Below are 16,349 nucleotides of genomic sequence, written 5' to 3' on the forward strand. Positions count from 1 at the left end.
CGTCAGAGCCAGGACACCGCCGAGGTCTCCAGGTCGTACCGGGCGGGGACGATGTCCAGGCGGCCCGTGTCGACCAGGTCGCGCAGGTCGGCGTCCTGGCGGAGCAGGCCGGTGATGTGCTCGGCGTTGGCCCGCACGCAGGCGTCAACGAAGTCGCCCCCGTCGTCCGGCGTGGCGTCGACGACCGGCAGGATCTGCTCCACGAGGTAGCCGACGTGGCCGTGCGGGACCTGCCCGGTGCGGTGCGCCTCCACGGCCGCGCCGACCGCTCCGCAGGAGGCGTGGCCGAGGACGACGATGAGCGGGACCGCCAGGTGCTCGGCCGCGTAGCTGATGCTGCCGAGGACGGAGGAGTCCAGGACCTGGCCGGCGGACCGGATGGTGAAGAGGTCGCCGAGCCCCCGGTCGAAGACCAGTTCCGGGGCGACCCTGGAGTCCGCGCATCCGAGGACGACGGCGAACGGGTTCTGCCCGAGGGCCATCTCCGCCCTGCGGGCCGCCCCCTCGTTGGGGTGGCGGGAGGCGATGCGCTTCCAGCGGCGGTTGCCCTCCTTGAGGAGCCGGAGGGCCGAGGCCGCGTCCTGGGGGCCGGGGGAGGGCGAGGGCATGGGGACCGCCCAGGCGGAGGCGGGGGCTGCGGTGGCGACCGCTGCCCCGACTCCGCCGATGAGGGATGCGCGTAAGGCGCCGCGACGGGTGATGGCCATGGGGGTTTTCCCTTCTCGACTAGCGACATTAGAGACCAATGCCGCCAAACGAGGACCAAATTACCCTTAAGCCGCTAACCTCTCCAAGTTTTTTAATGGATCCCTAGCGCCACAGAACACCACTCAGGGAACGACAATCACAACCGTCCCCATTCGGACAGGAGAACGGCCGCCCGGAATTCTCCGTGCGGCCGTTCGCCCGTCCTGGTCCACCTGCGCCTTCACCCGGTCCGGGCTCTCGGCGCCGGGATCCCCCCTTCGCCCCCGGACGCGTCGTCCAGCCACTCCACGCGGGAGCGCCTGAGGTCGTAGCGCGCGGGTTCGACCTTCATGCGCCCGGCCGCGACCGCCTCCCGGAGGCCGGGCTCGTGCCGCAGCTGCTCGGCGACGGCGCGGGCGTTGGCCCGCACGCAGGCGTCGAGGAAGGCCTTCTCCGTCTCCTGCTCCGGCACCGTCTCCACGACCTCCAGGACCTGCCCCACGAGGTAGCCGAGGTTGCCCGGCGGCAGTTCACCCGTCCGGAGGGCCTCGACGGCCGCCTTCACGGCCCCGCACGAGTCGTGGCCCAGCACGACCAGGAGCTCCGTGTCGAACGCGTCCACCCCGTAGACGAGCGTGCCGAGCACCGACGAGTCCAGCACCTGGCCCGCCGACCGGGTCGTGAACATGTCGCCGAGCCCCTGGTCGAAGACCATCTCGGGCGGCACGCGGGAATCGGCGCAGGACAGGACGGACACCCGGGGCGCCTGGTGTTCGAGCAGTTCGCGCCTGCGGCCGGAGCCCTGGCGCGGATGGACGGAGCCGAAGGTGCGCCACCGGGTGTTTCCCCGGTCGAGCCTCTGCCGCCTGCGGTCCGCGTCGTGGCCCTCGGTGATCGTCGCCCTCCGTGGGGCGGCTTTCTGGACGATCGCCATGCTGCCTCGCTCAGGGTCGGGTGGGCGCGGGCGCGGTACCGCCCGTACCTGTGACGATGAGGCCGAAGCTACGCCTGGTCGGAGCGGCGGACAATCCCGCCGGGGCAATCCTTGGACCAAGCGTGTCTCCCCCGGGCGGCGGGCGGGACCCGTCGGCGGAGGCCCGGGGCGGTGCGGGCCTCCGCGGGCGCGGGCCTCCGCGGGCGCGGGCGGCGTCCGCCCGCCATGACCGACCGTCCGGCGGGTCACCGCGTCCTCGCGCGGACCGCCGGACACGGGGGCGCTCCCGGCCGGACCCGCGCACCGGCGCCCTCCACCAGGTAGATTCGACAACCGTGTCCCGAACTTCCCCTCCCGAACCAGCGTCCTCCCGCCGCGGGGCGGGCCGGCGGCGCTCCGGCCGCCCCGGCCACGACGCCGACTCCGTCCTGCGCGTCGCCGCGCGCGTGTTCAACGAGCGCGGGTACGACGGCACGAGCATGGAGGACCTGGCGCGCGCCCTGGGCGTGACCAAGTCGGCGATCTACCACCACGTCACCGGCAAGACCGAACTGCTGCGCCGCTCCCTGGACCTGGCGATGGACGCCCTGTTCGCGGTCACCCGCGAGGAGGGCTCGACGACCGGCCCGGCCATCGACCGGCTCGACCACGTGCTGCGCGGCAGCGTCCGCGTCCTGGTGGAGGAGCTGCCCCACGTGACCCTCCTGCTGCGCGTGCGCGGAAACACGGAGGTGGAGAAGCGCGCGCTGGAGCGGCGCCGCGAGTTCGACCACCTGATCGCCGACCTGGTGCGCGAGGGGATCGTCGACGGCGACATCCGCAGCGACGTCGACCCGGCGGTCGCCGCCCGCCTGCTGTTCGGCATGGTCAACTCGCTGGTGGAGTGGTACAAGCCGGACCGGGGCCTGGCCTCGGAGGAGGTCGCCGACACCCTCGCCCGGATCGCCTTCGGCGGCCTGCGCGCCTAGCGCGCGCGACGCGGGACCGTCCCCGGCGGCCCCGCCCCCGTGAACGGTCCCCGCGCCCGCACCCGCACGGGACGGTGGGGCGGGGAGGCGGCAAGGCGGGACGACGGCCGGGACGGGGAGGCGGCCGGCGCGCCCGGAACGGCCTCCCCGGTGTGTTTGGCGTCACACAGACCGCGGCTACCGTCCGCCACATGCCCTCAGGACCAAGGACCCTTGCGCCGCGACCGCCCACCGTGATCGCACGATGCGGCCCGAACCCGTCCCCGACCGGCACCGGCCTCCCTAGGATTGGCCTGAACAGGACTCCCTCCCCACACCCCCGGAGCCGCAGGCCATGGTCGAGCACTTCACCCACGGGGCCCTGACCCCCGCGGTCGCCTACGCGGTGTCGGTCATCGGCTCCTTCGTCGGCCTCATGTTCGCCGCCCGCGCCCGGAACGCCCGCGGGGCCGGCCGCGCCACCTGGCTGGTGTTCAGCGCCCTCTGCCTCGGCGGCACCGCCGTGTGGTCGATGCACTTCATCGCCATGCTCGGGTTCCACGTCCCGGGCCTGGCCATCCGCTACGACGCGACCCTCACCGTCGCCAGCGGCCTCCTCGCGGTGCTGGCCATGGGGCTGGCCCAGTACCTGACGGTCATCCGCCGCGGGACGGGGTGGCTCCTGGCGGGCGGCGCCATCGCCGGGAGCGGGATCGTCGCCATGCACTACCTGGGCATGGCGTCCATCAACATGCACGGCCACCTCGGGCACGACCCGCTGTTCGTGGGACTGGCCGGCGCCGTCGCCCTGCTCGCCGCGACCGCGGCCCTGTGGTTCACCCAGCGGCTCAGGGGCGTCGTGTCGATCCTGCTCGCCTCCCTGGTGATGGGCATCGCGGTGACCTCCATGCACTACACCGGCATGTTCGGCGTGCACGTCACCGTGGACGAGGCCCGGAACCCGGGCGCGGTGCCGGGCTCGACCGCTCCGGAACTGCTCCTGCCCCTGGTCGTGGGCCTGTTCGTCTTCCTCCTGGTGTGCAGCCTCCTGCTGATGCTCGGCGTCGACGACTCCGAGCCGCGCCGCGGGGCGCGGACCGCCCGGCACGACGGCGAACCCGCGCCCGTCCCGGCGCTCCCGGGCGGGGAGAGGGGCCGCTACACCGCGCGCCACAGCACCGGCAGCGCCTGGGACCGCCCCGCCTGAGGCCTTCGGCCGCCGCCGGGTGATGAATGGCCACATCAGGCCACTCGGGTTTTCTCAAACCCCTGGTGTCCCATCCTGAGCATCCCTACTATCCATAACCTGGGTCGATTTGTGACTCAGGTCATAGAAAGTAGCGAGTTGTGGTCGATCTCCCCACCCAGGACTGGCTCACCCCCATCATCGCCTTCACGGTCTCGGCCATCGGTTCGTTCCTCGGTCTGGCTTTCGCCGCCCGTGCCCGCCGGTCGAAGACCTTCACGCGGTGGCAGTGGCTGGCCCTGGCATCCCTCTCCCTCGGCGGCATGGCCCTCTGGTCCATGCACTTCATCGCCATGATGGGGTTCTCCCCCGTCGGCACCTCGATCCGCTACGACGCCCTGCTCACCGTCGTCAGCGGCGTCACCGCCGTCCTGGTCATGGGCGTCGCCCTCACCATCACGATCTCGCGGCAGAGGACGTCCACCCTGCTGCTCGGCGGGCTCGTCGCCGGGGCCGGCATCGTCGCCATGCACTACACCGGCATGGCGTCGATGAGCGTCCACGGCGAACTCCACCACGACCCCGTCTACGTCGCGCTGGCGAGTGCGATCGCCCTGGTCGCGGCCACCAGCGCCCTGTGGTGCGCGTCCCGGCTGCGCGGCATGACCGCCATCCTCCTGGCCTCGCCGGTGATGGCCGTCGCGGTGACCTCCATGCACTACACCGGCATGCTGGGGGTCCACATCGAGCCCTCGCGCCTGAACCGCTACGGCCCCCCGCCCGGGGCGAGCACCACGGACCTGCTGCTGCCCATGATGACGGGCCTGTTCGTCTTCCTGCTGGTCTGCAGCCTCTTCCTCCTCCTCGGGGTGGACGAGGAGCGACCCGACTACGCGCGGCGCCCGGTCCACGCGACCCCCGCCCCGCCCGACAGCGAGCGCGTGCCCGACGCCGGGTACCGGCCGCGCCACGGCGCGGCCCCCGCGCCCGCGCCCCCGGCCCCGCCGGCGCGGGCCCCGGAGGACGACGTGTGGACCAGGCGGCGCTGAGCCGCCGCACACCCCGGAAAACCACTGGAGCCCGCGGGCCCGCCGGTCCTAGACTCGGCGGGCCCGCGGGCGTCGTGCACCGAACGGCGACCGACGACGGAAGGAAGAGCGATGACCGACTCTGCGAGTACCACCCTCCCCGCCTCCCCGTTCGTCCGCGAGCCCTGAGGGAACCCCCTCCGGACGGCTCGCCTCCCAGAGAGACCGCCGTGAGCACATCCCGTACCGACACGCCCACCGCCCACCCGCTGACCGGGCTGGGCTGGAACCCGCGTGTCGAACACGCCTTCGACACCCTTTCCCACGCGAGCGGGCACGCCCTGTACCCGGCACGCGTGTCCTCCTCCCGCCGGGGCGGCGCGCTGGTCCGCCTGCCGGGCGAGGCCCACGCCGACTACGCCCCCGCCCTGACCAGGGCCGCGCGGGAGGACCCCTCCACGGCCCCGTGCGCCGGCGACTGGGTCGCCGTACGCCGGTCCGGTGACACCTGGCTCGTGGAGGCCGTCCTCGAACGCTCCACCAGCCTCGTCCGCCAGGGCGTGGCCAAGGACTCCCACGACCAGGTGCTGGCCGCCAACGTCGACGCGGTCCTGGTCTGCGAGGCCGCCGACCAGGGGCCCAACGTGGGCCGCCTGGAGCGCTTCCTCAGCCTCGCCTGGGCCTGCGGCGCGACCCCGGTCGTCGCCGTCACCAAGTCGGAGCTGGCCGGGGACCGGCTCCCCGAGGTCCTCGAACTCGTCCGGACGGTGGCCGCCGGCGCCGACGTGTACGGCGTCAGCGCCCACACCGGCGACGGGCTGGCGGAGCTGGCCCCCCGGTTCCTGCCCGGCACCTCGTGGGTGCTGCTGGGAACCTCCGGGGCGGGCAAGTCCAGCCTGGTCAACTCCCTCGCCGGACAGTCCCTGATGGACACCGGGGAGATCCGCCAGGACAAGCGGGGGCGCCACACCACCACCCACCGCCAGCTCCTGGAGCTGCCCGGCGGAGCACTGGTCCTGGACATCCCCGGCGTGCGGCGCATCGACGTGCCGGGCGACCCCGAAGGCGTCGACCGGACCTTCGCCGACGTCGGCGAACTCGCCGGGCGGTGCCGTTTCCGGGACTGCTCCCACGGGTCCGAGCCCGGTTGCGCGATCACCGCCGCCGTCGACGAGGGCGAACTGGACTCCGAACGGCTGGCCCGCTGGAACCGGCTCCGCCGCGAGGCCGAGTGGAACAGCGCCCGGGGCGACCAGCGCGTGCGCGCCGAGCGCAAGCAGCGGTGGAAGGCCGCCGAGCGGGAGGCCCGCGCGAACGCCCGGCTCAAGCGCGGCCGCTGACCCGCCCCGCGGGCGCGCCGGGCCCTGCGCCCGGCCTCCGAGGCCCCGTCGGACGCGACGGGTCCCTTCCCGCCCGGGAAGGGACCCGTCGCCGCCCGGCGGGGTCCGCCCGCCGGGGCCGCACGGGGCGCGCGCCGGACCCCGGCCGCCCCCTCAGAACCCGAAGGCGCGGCGGGCGTTGCCCGCGACGATCCCGGCGAGCTCGTCCTCGTCCATCCCCTTGACCTCGGCCAGCAGGCGCAGGGTGTGCGGGATCAGGTACGGGGCGTTGGGGCGCCCCCGGTAGGGCTTGGGCGTGAGGAACGGGGCGTCGGTCTCGACCAGCACCAGCTCCGGCGGCGCCGCCGCGGCGGCCTCGCGCAGCGACTCGGCGCTGGCGAAGGTGACGTTGCCGGCGAAGCTCATGAAGTACCCGTGCTCGGCGCACACCCGGGCCATGCCGGCGTCGCCGGAGAAGCAGTGGAAGACGACGCGCTCCGGCGCGCCCTCGTCGGCCAGGATCCGGAACACGTCGTCGTGCGCGTCGCGGTCGTGGATCATCACGGCCTTGCCGTGGGCCTTGGCGATGGCGATGTGGCGGCGGAACGACTCCTCCTGCGCCCGCGCCCCCTCGGGCCCCGTGCGGAAGGTGTCCATGCCGGTCTCGCCGACCGCCACCACCTGCGGCAGTGCGGCCAGCTCGTCGATCCCGGCGAGCGCCTCCTCCAGCCCCGCGCGGCCCGCCGGCTCCCGGGCCTTGCCGGCCCAGTCGGTGTCGTCGGGCTCCACGCCGGAGGCTCCGTCGCCGTGCACGATGCGCGGCGCCTCGTTGGGGTGCAGGGCCACCGCGGCCCACACCTTCCCCGGGTGCGCCGCGGCGACCTCGGCCGCCCACCGCGACGACGGCAGGTCGACGCCCACCTGGACGAGCGGGGTCACCCCGACGCCCTCGGCGGCCGCGATGATGTCCTCCACCGCCGGGGTCTGCATGTCCATGTGGGTGTGGCTGTCGGCCACCGGGACGCGCAGGGGCTCCGGTACCGGCGGAGGGGTCTGGTCGTTGCGCTCCCTGACCGCTCTGCCGCTGCGCTTGCCCATGGTGTTCACGTTCCTTCGCGAAGGCGCGCCGACGGGCGTGGCCCGTCGGCGCGGTCGTCCTGCTTCCCGGCCGTCGTCCGGGACTACTCTGCGGGGTTCTCCAGGCGCGCCAGCTCCTCGTCCACGACGGACGGGTCGAGCTTGGCGAACAGCGGCTCGGGGCGGCCCAGCGGCGTGCCCGGCACGATCGGTGTGGACTCCCAGCGCGCGGCGTCCCCGGCGTAGTCGCCGGTGATGACCAGGTAGTCCACCGCCTCCTCCGAGCCGCCGACGGTGTCGTGCCCGGTGTCGAGCCGGGGCATGCCCGTCCAGGTCCCGGTGCCGCCGAGCATCGCGTGCACCTTGTTGGCCGACTCCGGCAGGTACGGCGTCAGCAGGGTGTTGGCGTCGTGGACCAGCTGGAGGGCCACGTGCAGGACGGTGGCCATCCGTGCGGGGTCGGTCTTCTTGAGCGCCCACGGGGCCTGGTCGGAGATGTACTTGTTGGCCTCGGCGACGGTCCGCATGGCCTCCTGGAGGCCCGCCTTGAACTGGGAGCGCTCCAGGCGCTCGCCGACGCGCGCGAACGCGCCCCTCGACGCCTCCAGCACGGCCCGGTCCTCGTCGGTGAGCTCACCGGCCGCGGGGATCTCCCCGAGGTTCTTGGCGGCCATGGAGATGGAGCGGTTGACCAGGTTGCCCCAGGCCGCGACCAGCTCGTCGTTGTTGCGGCGCACGAACTCGGCCCAGGTGAAGTCGGTGTCCTGGGTCTCGGGCCCGGCGGCCATGATGTAGTAGCGCAGCGCGTCGGCCGAGTAGCGCTCCAGGAAGTCGCGCACGTAGATGACGACGCGGCGCGAGGAGGAGAACTTGCGCCCCTCCATGGTGAGGAACTCGCTGGAGACCACCTCGGTGGGGACGTCCAGCCCGCCGAGCGGTCCGGGCTCGCCGCCCCGGTCGCCCCGGCCCGACGCCCCCAGCAGGATCGCCGGCCAGATCACCGAGTGGAAGACGATGTTGTCCTTGCCCATGAAGTAGTAGGACCGGGCCTCGTCGCTCTGCCACCAGCGCTTCCACGCGTCGGGCTCACCGATCCGCTTCGCCCACTCGATGGACGCCGACAGGTAGCCGATCACCGCGTCGAACCACACGTACAGGCGCTTGTTGGCGTTGTCGCTCCAGCCGTCCAGCGGGATCGGCACGCCCCAGTCGAGGTCGCGGGTGACCGCGCGCGGCTGGAGGTCGTCCACCAGGTTCAGGGAGAACTTGAGGACGTTGGGCCGCCACTCGCCCTCCTTGCCCGTGAGCCAGGCGGTGAGCACCTCCGCGAACGCGGGCAGGTCGAGCATGAAGTGCTCGCTGTCCACGAACTCGGGGGTCTCGCCGTTGATCCGCGAGCGGGGGGAGATGAGGTCGATCGGGTCGAGCTGGTTGCCGCAGTTGTCGCACTGGTCGCCGCGCGCGCCGTCGAAGCCGCAGATCGGGCAGACGCCCTCGATGTAGCGGTCGGGCAGCGTACGGCCGGTGGACGGGGACACCGCGCCCTTGGTGGTGCGGGTGAACACGTACCCGTTGTCGTACAGCGTGGTGAACAGCTGCTGGGCGACCGCGTAGTGGTTGCCCGTGGTGGTGCGGGTGAAGAGGTCGTAGGACAGGCCGAGGGCGACGAGGTCCTCGGAGATGATCCGGTTGTAGCGGTCGGCCAGCTCGCGCGGGGTGACGCCCTCCTGGTCGGCCTGCACCTGGACCGGGGTGCCGTGCTCGTCCGTGCCGCTGACCATCAGCACGTGGTTGCCCGACATTCGCTGGAAGCGGGAGAAGACGTCGGAGGGGACCCCGAAGCCGGACACGTGGCCGATGTGGCGCGGTCCGTTGGCGTAGGGCCAGGCGACCGCGGTCAGGATGTGGCGATTCGACGACATGCCCCAAGCCTAAAGCCGCCGGGGGCCTGCCCCGCACCTCATTTCTCCCGCTCGCGCGCCCCCGGCCCCCCGTGTCGCCGCCGATCCGCGCGGCGGCCCGCACCTCTCCCCGCCGAGGACGATTCCCCGGGGAGGACCCGTACCCGTATGCTCTGCTGGACGATCCGCGTGCCGCCGGGGCGCGCGGTGACGGAGACGCCCTCTCCCCGGTCCTTCACCTGAGGCGGTGGTCACCACGGATACCCGTGCCCTACCCCGCCCTGCCCGGCACACCACCGCGCTCCTCACGAGCATGGTGCTGCTGGTCATCCTGTCGTTCCCCGTCGCCTCCGGCACGGGCGGCGGAACGGCCTCCGCCCACCTGCCGCCGCACGGCCTGGCCAGCGCCCCCGACGGCGCCCCGGGCCGCGCCGCCGCCCAGGAGTCGGTGACCCCGCGCGAGCGCGCGAACCTCGCCGAGAACCCCGTGCTCACGGTCGGCCCTCCCGCCACCACCTGCGACCAGCGCTCCGTCCTGCGCGACCTGCCCGACACGGTGCCCGGTCGCGCACTGCGCCTGGCCGTGTGGGACCAGCCCTGGTGGCCGCTGCCGCCCCCGGCCTCCGACCCCGTTCCCGAACAGTTCGCCTCCGGGGAGCTGCCGCCGACGCGGGCCCCGCCTCTCGCAGCGAACACCGCCATCTGACCGTCCCCGGCCACACCCCCCGCCCGGTTCCTTCCGGGCGTGCGTTCGGCTACCCGTCTTCGCAGTGAGAGGTACCTACCCCTTGTCCAGTCAAACGGGAGCGGGAGCGCGCTGGACACGCGCGCTCATCTCCCTCCTCGTCATCCTCGTCGCGTTCGGCGCGGCGTGGTTCATCCCACCCCGCCTGGGGCTCGACCTCAGCGGCGGCACGCAGATCGTGCTGGAGACCCAGGACGGAGCCGACGGCACCCCCGCCGACTCCGACAACACCGACCAGGTCGTCGAGGTGCTGCGCCAGCGCATCGACCGCCTCGGCGTGGCCGAGGCGACCATGTCCCGGTCCGGTGAGAACCGGATCATCGTCGAGCTCCCCGGCGTGCAGGACCCGGCGGAGGCGGCCCAGATCGTGGGCCGGACCGCGCAGCTGTCCTTCCACCCGGTGCTGGGCGTCGGCGAGCAGGGCGGCCAGGGCGTGCAGGCCCCCCCTGCCGGCGACTTCGCGAACGCGCCGGGCACCGCGGCCGACGAGGCCCGCGCACCCTCCGACGCCGAGGGCGCCGAGGGCGGCGAGGACGCCGGCGGCGGCGGGGAGGAGATGACCCCCGAGCAGCTGGAAGAGCTCATGGGCAGCATGGGCGGCGACCCCACCGGGGGTCAGCAGGCCCCGGCGGGTCCCAGCGCGGAGAACCCGGAGGACGTCGCCATGACGCTCCCGGACGCCGACGGCACCTACCTCCAGCTCGGTGAGACCGCCATCCGCGGCGACCGGGTGTCCAGCGCCGACGCGGCGCTCGACAGCGTCAACCGCACCCAGTGGACGGTCAACGTCAACTTCCGCGGCGAGGGCCGCGACCAGTGGGCGGAGCTGACCGGCGCCGCGGCCTGCTACGAGCAGGGCGACCCGCGGCGCCGTGTGGCGATCGTGCTGGACGACCAGATCATCTCCGCCCCGGAGGTGAACCCGGAGATCGGCTGCGAGGTCGGTATGCCGGGCGGTTCCACCAGCATCACCAGCCCCACTTTCACCAGTGAGACCGCGGACGAGCTGGCCGTGCTGATCGAGGGCGGCTCCCTGCCGCTGCCGGTCACCGAGGTCCAGCGCCAGACGGTCGGCCCGACCCTGGGCGCCGCCGCCATCGAGGCCAGCGCGATCGCCGCCCTCCTGGGCATCGCGTTCACCGCGCTGTACATCACGCTGGTGTACCGCCTGGTCGGCTTCCTCGCCTCGGTCGCCCTGGCGTTCTACACGCTCATCGCGTACGGAGCGCTGGTCGCGCTGGGGGCCACGCTGACCCTGCCGGGCCTGGCCGGCTTCGTGCTGGCCATCGGCATGGCCATCGACGCCAACGTGCTCATCTTCGAGCGGGCTCGCGAGGAGTACCAGCGCCAGCAGAAGGTGTACGAGTCCAACAAGTCCGCGGGCATGCGGGACGCGACCGAGGACGAGGCCGCCAAGGCCGAGACGGGCGCGCTCGCCCGCCGTCGCCGCAGGGCGATCCCGCCGAACCTGGAGAAGGCGTTCGTCGAGGGCTCCCGGAAGGCGTGGAGCGCCGTCCTGGACACCAACGTCACGACGCTCATCGCGGCGGCCCTGCTGTTCTTCTTCGCCTCCGGCACCGTCCAGGGCTTCGGCGTGACCCTGAGCATCGGCACCGTCGTCTCGATGTTCTCGGCGCTGGTCATCGCGCGCGTGTTCGTCGAGTGGGCGGTCCGCAGGGCGGTCATCCGCAAGCACCCGGCCGTCACCGGACTGAACCAGATCGGCCCGATCCGCACCTGGCTGGTCGAGAAGAACCCCGACCTCATGAAGCACCGGGGCAAGGCCCTCGTCGTCGCCGCGCTGATCGTGGCGGCCGCGATCGCCGCACCGCTGATCCGCGACACCAACCTCGGTGTCGAGTTCACCGGCGGCCGCGTGATGGAGTACGAGGTCACCGGCGACCCGATCTCGGTGGACGAGGCGCGCGACATCATCTCGGGCCTGAACTTCCCCGGCTCGGACACCGCCGTCGTGCAGGAGTCCGGCGACAGCGACATCGCCGTGCGCACCGGCGACATCTCCGACCCGGAGGCGGAGAGCATCACCGACGCCCTGTCGGAGGCGACCGGCGGCGTGGAGAGGGTCAGCGACGAGCTGATCGGCCCGAGCATGGGCGACGAGCTGCGCAACCGGGCCCTGATCGCCCTGGGCGCCGCGCTGGCGCTCCAGATGATCTACCTGGCCTGGCGCTTCCGCTGGTCGTTCGGCGTCTCCACGATGCTGTCCCTGGCGTTCAACATGCTGCTGGTGGTCGGCCTGTTCATCTGGCTCGGCAAGCCGATCGACGGCGTCTTCCTGGCGTCGATCCTGAGTGTCATCGGCTTCACCGTCAACGACACGGTGGTGGTGTTCGACCGGGTGCGCGACGAGTGGGCGAGGGACGAGAAGTCCTCGTTCAAGGAGATCGCCAACCGGGCGGTCCTCAACACCCTGCCGCGTACGGTCAACACCACCGTCGGCGCGTGGATCATCCTGGGCTTCCTCGTCTTCCTCGGCGGGTCCTCGCTCCAGGACTTCTCGATCGCGATGCTGGTCGGTCTGACCACGGGCGTGGTGTCCACGGTGTTCGTCGCCGTGCCGCTCGCCATCTGGCTGCAGAAGTGGGACCGCACGGCCCCGCCCCACGTGATCAAGGACCGCAAGGCCAAGCAGAAGGTGGCGGCCAAGGCCGCCCGCGAGGCCGACGACGGCGCCGTGGTCTAGCCGTGTTCGGCGCCGGGGCCTCCTCGCGGAGGTCCCGGCCGAACGGACGAGGGCCCCGGGAACGTGTGGTGACACGTTCCCGGGGCCCTCGCCGTCCCCCGCCCGGACGGGCGGCGGATCAGCCGGCGGCGACGGGCGCCGGCGGCCCCTCGGAGGCCTGCACGAGGACGAAGCCCTGCCCCTCGAAGGACAGCTGGACCGCCTCGCCGCTGCCGCGGCCGATCAGCGCCCCGGCCTTCATCGTGCGGCGCACGCCGGTGCGCAGAGTGCTGGACCAGGCCACGGCGGAGTCGGTGTCGACGAAGGTGGGCTGGTCGACGTTGATCAGCACGGGAGCGCCGTGGCAGGCGACGGCCACGCGGCCACGCCCGCCGAAGACCGTGTTGAACAGGCCGCCGGCCGCCATCCCGGCCCCCTCGACCCGGCGGATGTCCCAGCTCAGACCCCCCTCGAAGGCCAGCACGTTCTGACCGTTCACGGTGAGCTGCTCGTCCTCCAGGTCGATCAGGTGGACGTCCCAGGCGTCGCGGGCGAGGAACACGTCCCCGCGGCCGGAGACCTTCATCAGCGGCAGGCCCTCGCCCGTGAAGGCCTTCTTGAAGAACTTGCCGACGCCCCCCGCCCCCTCGTAGGAGAAGTCGACCTGCCCCTGGTAGGCGACCATGGCGCCCTGGCGGGCGTAGAACTCGCCGTTGAGGCCCACCCGGAGCATCTTGTGGTTCTGGAGGTGCATGCCAGGCTGGGTGTTCTCCTGGGCCTGCTGGAAGAGCTGACTTCTCATGAACGATCCTCGATCGACGGTCACGTGTGCTCCTGGTGAGACGCCCCGGACGCGGAAAGGTTCCGCGTGCCGCCCCTGTTCTCCCGGGCTCCGTCCACCTGTCCCCCCGCTTCCCCCGGGGCCGGGGGAGGAACGGGGCGGGGCTCGGGGTCAGTCGGCAGCGACGATCCCGTGCACGAGGTCGTAGACCCGGCGCTTGGGCACGCCCGTCTCCTTGGCCACGCGGGTGATCGCCTCCTTGCGGCGCACGCCCTCCTCCTCCAGGGCGGCGACGGCGCCGACCAGCTCCTCGTCCGTCGCCTCCCCCGCGCGCCCGCGGGCCCCCTCCACCACGACGGAGACCTCGCCCCGCACCCCGTCGGCCGCCCAGGCCGCCAGCTCCCCGAGCCCGCCCCGGCGCACCTCCTCGTAGGTCTTGGTCAGCTCCCGGCAGACGGCGGCCCTGCGGTCGGCGCCGAACGCGTCCGCCATCGCCCCCAGGGTCGCGGCGACGCGGTGCGGGCTCTCGAAGAACACCATGGTGCGGCGCTCCGCCGCCAGGTCGGCCAGGTACCCGCGGAGCCCCTTGCGGGGCGGGAAGCCCTCGAAGCAGAAGCGGTCGGTCGGCAGCCCGGACACGACGAGCGCGGTGGTGACGGCGGAGGGCCCGGGGATGGCCGTGACGGGGATGTCCTCCTCGGCGCAGGCGGCGGCGAGCCGGTAGCCGGGATCGGAGACCCCCGGCATCCCCGCGTCGGTCACGACGATGACGTCGCGGCCCTCCCTCAGGTCGGTCATCAGCTCGTCGGTGCGCCTCGCCTCGTTGGCGTCGTAGTACGACACCACGCGGGCCCCCTCGGCCCCGCCCAGGCGCACATCCGCACGCGAGGCGAACTGGCGTAGCCTGCGGGTGTCCTCGGCCGCGATGACACGTGCCTCCCCCAGGGCCCGGAGCAGCCGGGGCGGCGCGTCCTCCACGTTCCCGATGGGCAACCCGGCGAGAGTCAGGGTCCCGACCCCCCGCGTCGCAGCTCCGCCCTCAACCACTGTGATCCCCGTCCTGTCACGCTACGGTTGGCTCTATCACGCCACCCGAAACCTGGTTTCGTGGTACGTCCGCAATGGACAACCATCTCCGACCCCAACCTACGAGCCGAGATGACCTCCACCGCACTTTCCTCCGAGGCAGAGCCCTCGACGCCGCCCTCTCCGCCCCGCAGGGTCCCGCTGCGCGCACGGTTCCTGCCCGCCGATCCCTCCCCCTGGTGGCTGGCCTGGCTGGGGGCCTCCCTCGTCGCGCTGTTCGCCGGGGCGCTCAGGCTCTTCAACCTGGGGCAGCCCGAGCGGATCTACTTCGACGAGACCTACTACGCCAAGGACGCCTACGGGCTCTGGCGGTACGGCTACGAGCACGAGACCCGCGAGGAGCCGATCGAGGCCGACGACCTCCTCAACAGCGGCAGCCAGGACATCTTCGCGGGAGGCGGCGACTTCATCGTCCACCCCCCGGTCGGCAAGTGGATGATCGCCCTGGGCGACTGGGTCTGGTCGCTGTTCCCGTTCGGCGCCACGATGACCCCGGAGGGGTGGCGGTTCGCCGCGGCCCTGGCCGGCACGGTCTCGGTCCTCATCCTGGTGCGCCTGGCCACCCGCATGACCCGGTCGCTGCTGCTGGGCTGCACGGCGGGCCTGATCATGGCGCTGGACGGCCTGCACTTCACGCTGAGCCGCATCGCCATGGTGGACATCTTCCTCACCCTGTGGATCCTCGCCGGGTTCACCTGCCTGGTCATCGACCGGGACAGGACGCGGGAGCGGCTCGTCCGGCTGTCGGAGGCGGGGGCGGACCTGGCGGCGGTGGGCTGGCTGGGGATGCGCTGGTGGCGGCTCGCGGCGGGGCTGTGCTTCGGGCTGGCGATCGGCACCAAGTGGTCGGCGCTGTTCTTCGTGGCGGCGTTCGGACTGCTCACGGTGGCGTGGGACTACGGGGCGCGGTCCAGCGTCGGCCAGGTGCGCCCGTTCTGGCGCTGGCTCGGGACCGACGCCGTGCCGGCGTTCCTCCAGACCGTGGTGGTGGCGGGGGTCGTCTACCTGGTCTCGTGGTCGGGCTGGCTGTTCACGCGGGGCGGCTACAACCGCGACTACGCGGACGGGATGCTGCCGGACGTGGTCCCCGGGTTCCTGCACGCCCCGGTGGAGGCGCTGTGGAGCCTGTGGGACTACCACCGGCGGATGATGGGGTTCCACACCGAGCTCACCAGCGACCACTCCTACATCTCCGCTCCGTGGGAGTGGCTCGTCATGCGCACACCGGTGATGTTCCACTACAACGGCGAGGCCGTCGGCTGCGGGACCGGCAACTGCGTGACCTCGGTCGTGTCGATCGGCACGCCGATCATCTGGTGGGTCAGCCTGCTCGCCCTGGTCGTCATGTTCGCCTGGTGGGTGACCTTCCGCGATTGGCGCGCGGGCGCGGTGCTGCTGGCCGTCGCCGCGGGGTGGCTGCCGTGGTTCGCCTACCCGGACCGCCCCATGTTCCTCTTCTACGCGCTCCCGCTCCTGCCCTTCCTCGTCCTGGCGATCGTGCTCGCGCTCGGCCTGGTGATGGGGGCAGGGGACGACAGCCCGCGTTTCGCCCCCTATCTGAGGGCGGGCGGAGGCATCGTCTACGGCGTCGTCCTGTTGTTGATCGTCGCCTACTTCGCGTACTTCTATCCGGTGTTGGCCGCCTATCCGATCGAGGAGTCGGTCTGGCGGGAACGCCTCTGGTTCGACGTGTGGATCTACGGCAACGACGCTTCCTGAACCACCGGTGGAGAACACGCATTCCGCCGATCTCCATTAGTGGCAGAGAGAGCGGAAAGCAACAGTTTCCAGTAGCCGAAACAGGACACCGGGGAAGGGCGGATTCCTGCCGCGAAAGGCTCGGCACGGCACCACCCTCCCTGGTACTGTCTGCAACTGGTTGCTGTTGTAGTTTCCATGGATGCCCGAGGCGCCTCGCGGAACTTCACGTGGGCGCTCGTCGATACGGGGATTACTCGTCGGTTCGGCGCCCGGC

At 72.5% G+C, this 16,349-nt stretch carries 13 protein-coding genes; 7 read left to right on the top strand and 6 right to left on the bottom strand.

Annotated elements, in window-relative coordinates; all coding sequences use genetic code 11:
• Positions 1–2 precede the first annotated feature (2 nt).
• Together ABZ234_RS24530 and ABZ234_RS24535 are read right to left on the bottom strand one after the other, a co-directional pair.
• Positions 3–707, bottom strand: a complete 705-nt coding sequence (locus ABZ234_RS24530) for a carbonic anhydrase (protein WP_344180019.1) — start codon at positions 705–707, stop codon at positions 3–5.
• Positions 708–928: 221 nt separating this feature from the next.
• Positions 929–1,621: a carbonic anhydrase gene (locus tag ABZ234_RS24535; RefSeq protein WP_267948047.1), complete on the bottom strand. Its 693-nt coding sequence runs from the start codon at positions 1,619–1,621 to the stop codon at positions 929–931.
• A gap of 428 nt (positions 1,622–2,049) precedes the next feature.
• Here ABZ234_RS24535 and ABZ234_RS24540 point away from each other — a divergent pair, with 428 nt between their 5' ends.
• The 4 genes from ABZ234_RS24540 to rsgA all read left to right on the top strand — a co-directional run bounded on the left by ABZ234_RS24540 (position 2,050) and on the right by rsgA (position 6,122).
• The gene (locus ABZ234_RS24540; protein ID WP_267950238.1) at positions 2,050–2,589 is read left to right on the top strand and encodes a TetR/AcrR family transcriptional regulator; all 540 of its coding nucleotides are present in this window, start codon (positions 2,050–2,052) and stop codon (positions 2,587–2,589) included.
• A 334-nt stretch (positions 2,590–2,923) separates the two neighbouring features.
• Positions 2,924–3,775 carry an MHYT domain-containing protein gene (locus tag ABZ234_RS24545; protein ID WP_355013584.1) on the top strand — a complete coding sequence of 284 codons (852 nt, stop codon included), beginning with the start codon at positions 2,924–2,926 and terminating at the stop codon, positions 3,773–3,775.
• Between the two features lie 140 nt (positions 3,776–3,915).
• Positions 3,916–4,803 carry an MHYT domain-containing protein gene (locus ABZ234_RS24550; protein WP_355013585.1) on the top strand — a complete coding sequence of 296 codons (888 nt, stop codon included), beginning with the start codon at positions 3,916–3,918 and terminating at the stop codon, positions 4,801–4,803.
• Positions 4,804–5,012: 209 nt separating this feature from the next.
• Positions 5,013–6,122, top strand: coding sequence for a ribosome small subunit-dependent GTPase A (gene rsgA / locus ABZ234_RS24555; protein ID WP_355013586.1), 1,110 nt, complete (start codon positions 5,013–5,015; stop codon positions 6,120–6,122).
• Positions 6,123–6,275: 153 nt separating this feature from the next.
• On the opposite strand, the gene ABZ234_RS24560 is transcribed toward rsgA, so the two are convergent.
• Both ABZ234_RS24560 and metG read right to left on the bottom strand, forming a co-directional pair.
• A complete protein-coding gene (locus ABZ234_RS24560) occupies positions 6,276–7,199 on the bottom strand; it encodes a TatD family hydrolase (protein WP_267948043.1) in 924 nt (307 codons plus the stop codon).
• A gap of 83 nt (positions 7,200–7,282) precedes the next feature.
• Positions 7,283–9,100, bottom strand: coding sequence for a methionine--tRNA ligase (gene metG, locus ABZ234_RS24565; protein WP_355013587.1), 1,818 nt, complete (start codon positions 9,098–9,100; stop codon positions 7,283–7,285).
• 226 nt (positions 9,101–9,326) lie between these two features.
• Between metG and ABZ234_RS24570 the strand changes: the two genes are divergently transcribed.
• Positions 9,327–9,785: a hypothetical protein gene (locus tag ABZ234_RS24570; RefSeq protein WP_355013588.1), complete on the top strand. Its 459-nt coding sequence runs from the start codon at positions 9,327–9,329 to the stop codon at positions 9,783–9,785.
• Between the two features lie 82 nt (positions 9,786–9,867).
• Positions 9,868–12,528: a protein translocase subunit SecD gene (gene secD / locus ABZ234_RS24575; RefSeq protein ID WP_355013589.1), complete on the top strand. Its 2,661-nt coding sequence runs from the start codon at positions 9,868–9,870 to the stop codon at positions 12,526–12,528.
• A gap of 118 nt (positions 12,529–12,646) precedes the next feature.
• Here secD and ABZ234_RS24580 read toward each other — a convergent pair whose 3' ends face one another.
• Together ABZ234_RS24580 and rsmI are read right to left on the bottom strand one after the other, a co-directional pair.
• A complete protein-coding gene (locus tag ABZ234_RS24580; RefSeq protein ID WP_344180002.1) occupies positions 12,647–13,309 on the bottom strand; it encodes an AIM24 family protein in 663 nt (220 codons plus the stop codon).
• A 150-nt stretch (positions 13,310–13,459) separates the two neighbouring features.
• Positions 13,460–14,335: a 16S rRNA (cytidine(1402)-2'-O)-methyltransferase gene (gene rsmI / locus ABZ234_RS24585; RefSeq protein WP_355013590.1), complete on the bottom strand. Its 876-nt coding sequence runs from the start codon at positions 14,333–14,335 to the stop codon at positions 13,460–13,462.
• A gap of 111 nt (positions 14,336–14,446) precedes the next feature.
• Between rsmI and ABZ234_RS24590 the strand changes: the two genes are divergently transcribed.
• Complete coding sequence (locus ABZ234_RS24590) at positions 14,447–16,093, top strand: phospholipid carrier-dependent glycosyltransferase (RefSeq protein WP_267948037.1); 1,647 nt, start codon at positions 14,447–14,449, stop codon at positions 16,091–16,093.
• Positions 16,094–16,349: the final 256 nt, after the last annotated feature.

Origin of the sequence: Nocardiopsis sp. NPDC006198 (genome assembly GCF_040613895.1) — a bacterium.
GTDB lineage: Bacteria > Actinomycetota > Actinomycetes > Streptosporangiales > Streptosporangiaceae > Nocardiopsis > Nocardiopsis tropica.

What these genes read in the sequence shown, in the direction of transcription:
- ABZ234_RS24530 (WP_344180019.1), bottom strand. Translation starts at nt 707, where the DNA reads ATGGCCATCACCCGTCGCGGCGCCTTACGCGCATCCCTCATCGGCGGA.
- ABZ234_RS24535 (WP_267948047.1), bottom strand. Translation starts at nt 1,621, where the DNA reads ATGGCGATCGTCCAGAAAGCCGCCCCACGGAGGGCGACGATCACCGAG.
- ABZ234_RS24545 (WP_355013584.1), top strand. Translation starts at nt 2,924, where the DNA reads ATGGTCGAGCACTTCACCCACGGGGCCCTGACCCCCGCGGTCGCCTAC.
- ABZ234_RS24560 (WP_267948043.1), bottom strand. Translation starts at nt 7,199, where the DNA reads ATGGGCAAGCGCAGCGGCAGAGCGGTCAGGGAGCGCAACGACCAGACC.
- metG (WP_355013587.1), bottom strand. Translation starts at nt 9,100, where the DNA reads ATGTCGTCGAATCGCCACATCCTGACCGCGGTCGCCTGGCCCTACGCC.
- ABZ234_RS24580 (WP_344180002.1), bottom strand. Translation starts at nt 13,309, where the DNA reads ATGAGAAGTCAGCTCTTCCAGCAGGCCCAGGAGAACACCCAGCCTGGC.
- ABZ234_RS24590 (WP_267948037.1), top strand. Translation starts at nt 14,447, where the DNA reads ATGACCTCCACCGCACTTTCCTCCGAGGCAGAGCCCTCGACGCCGCCC.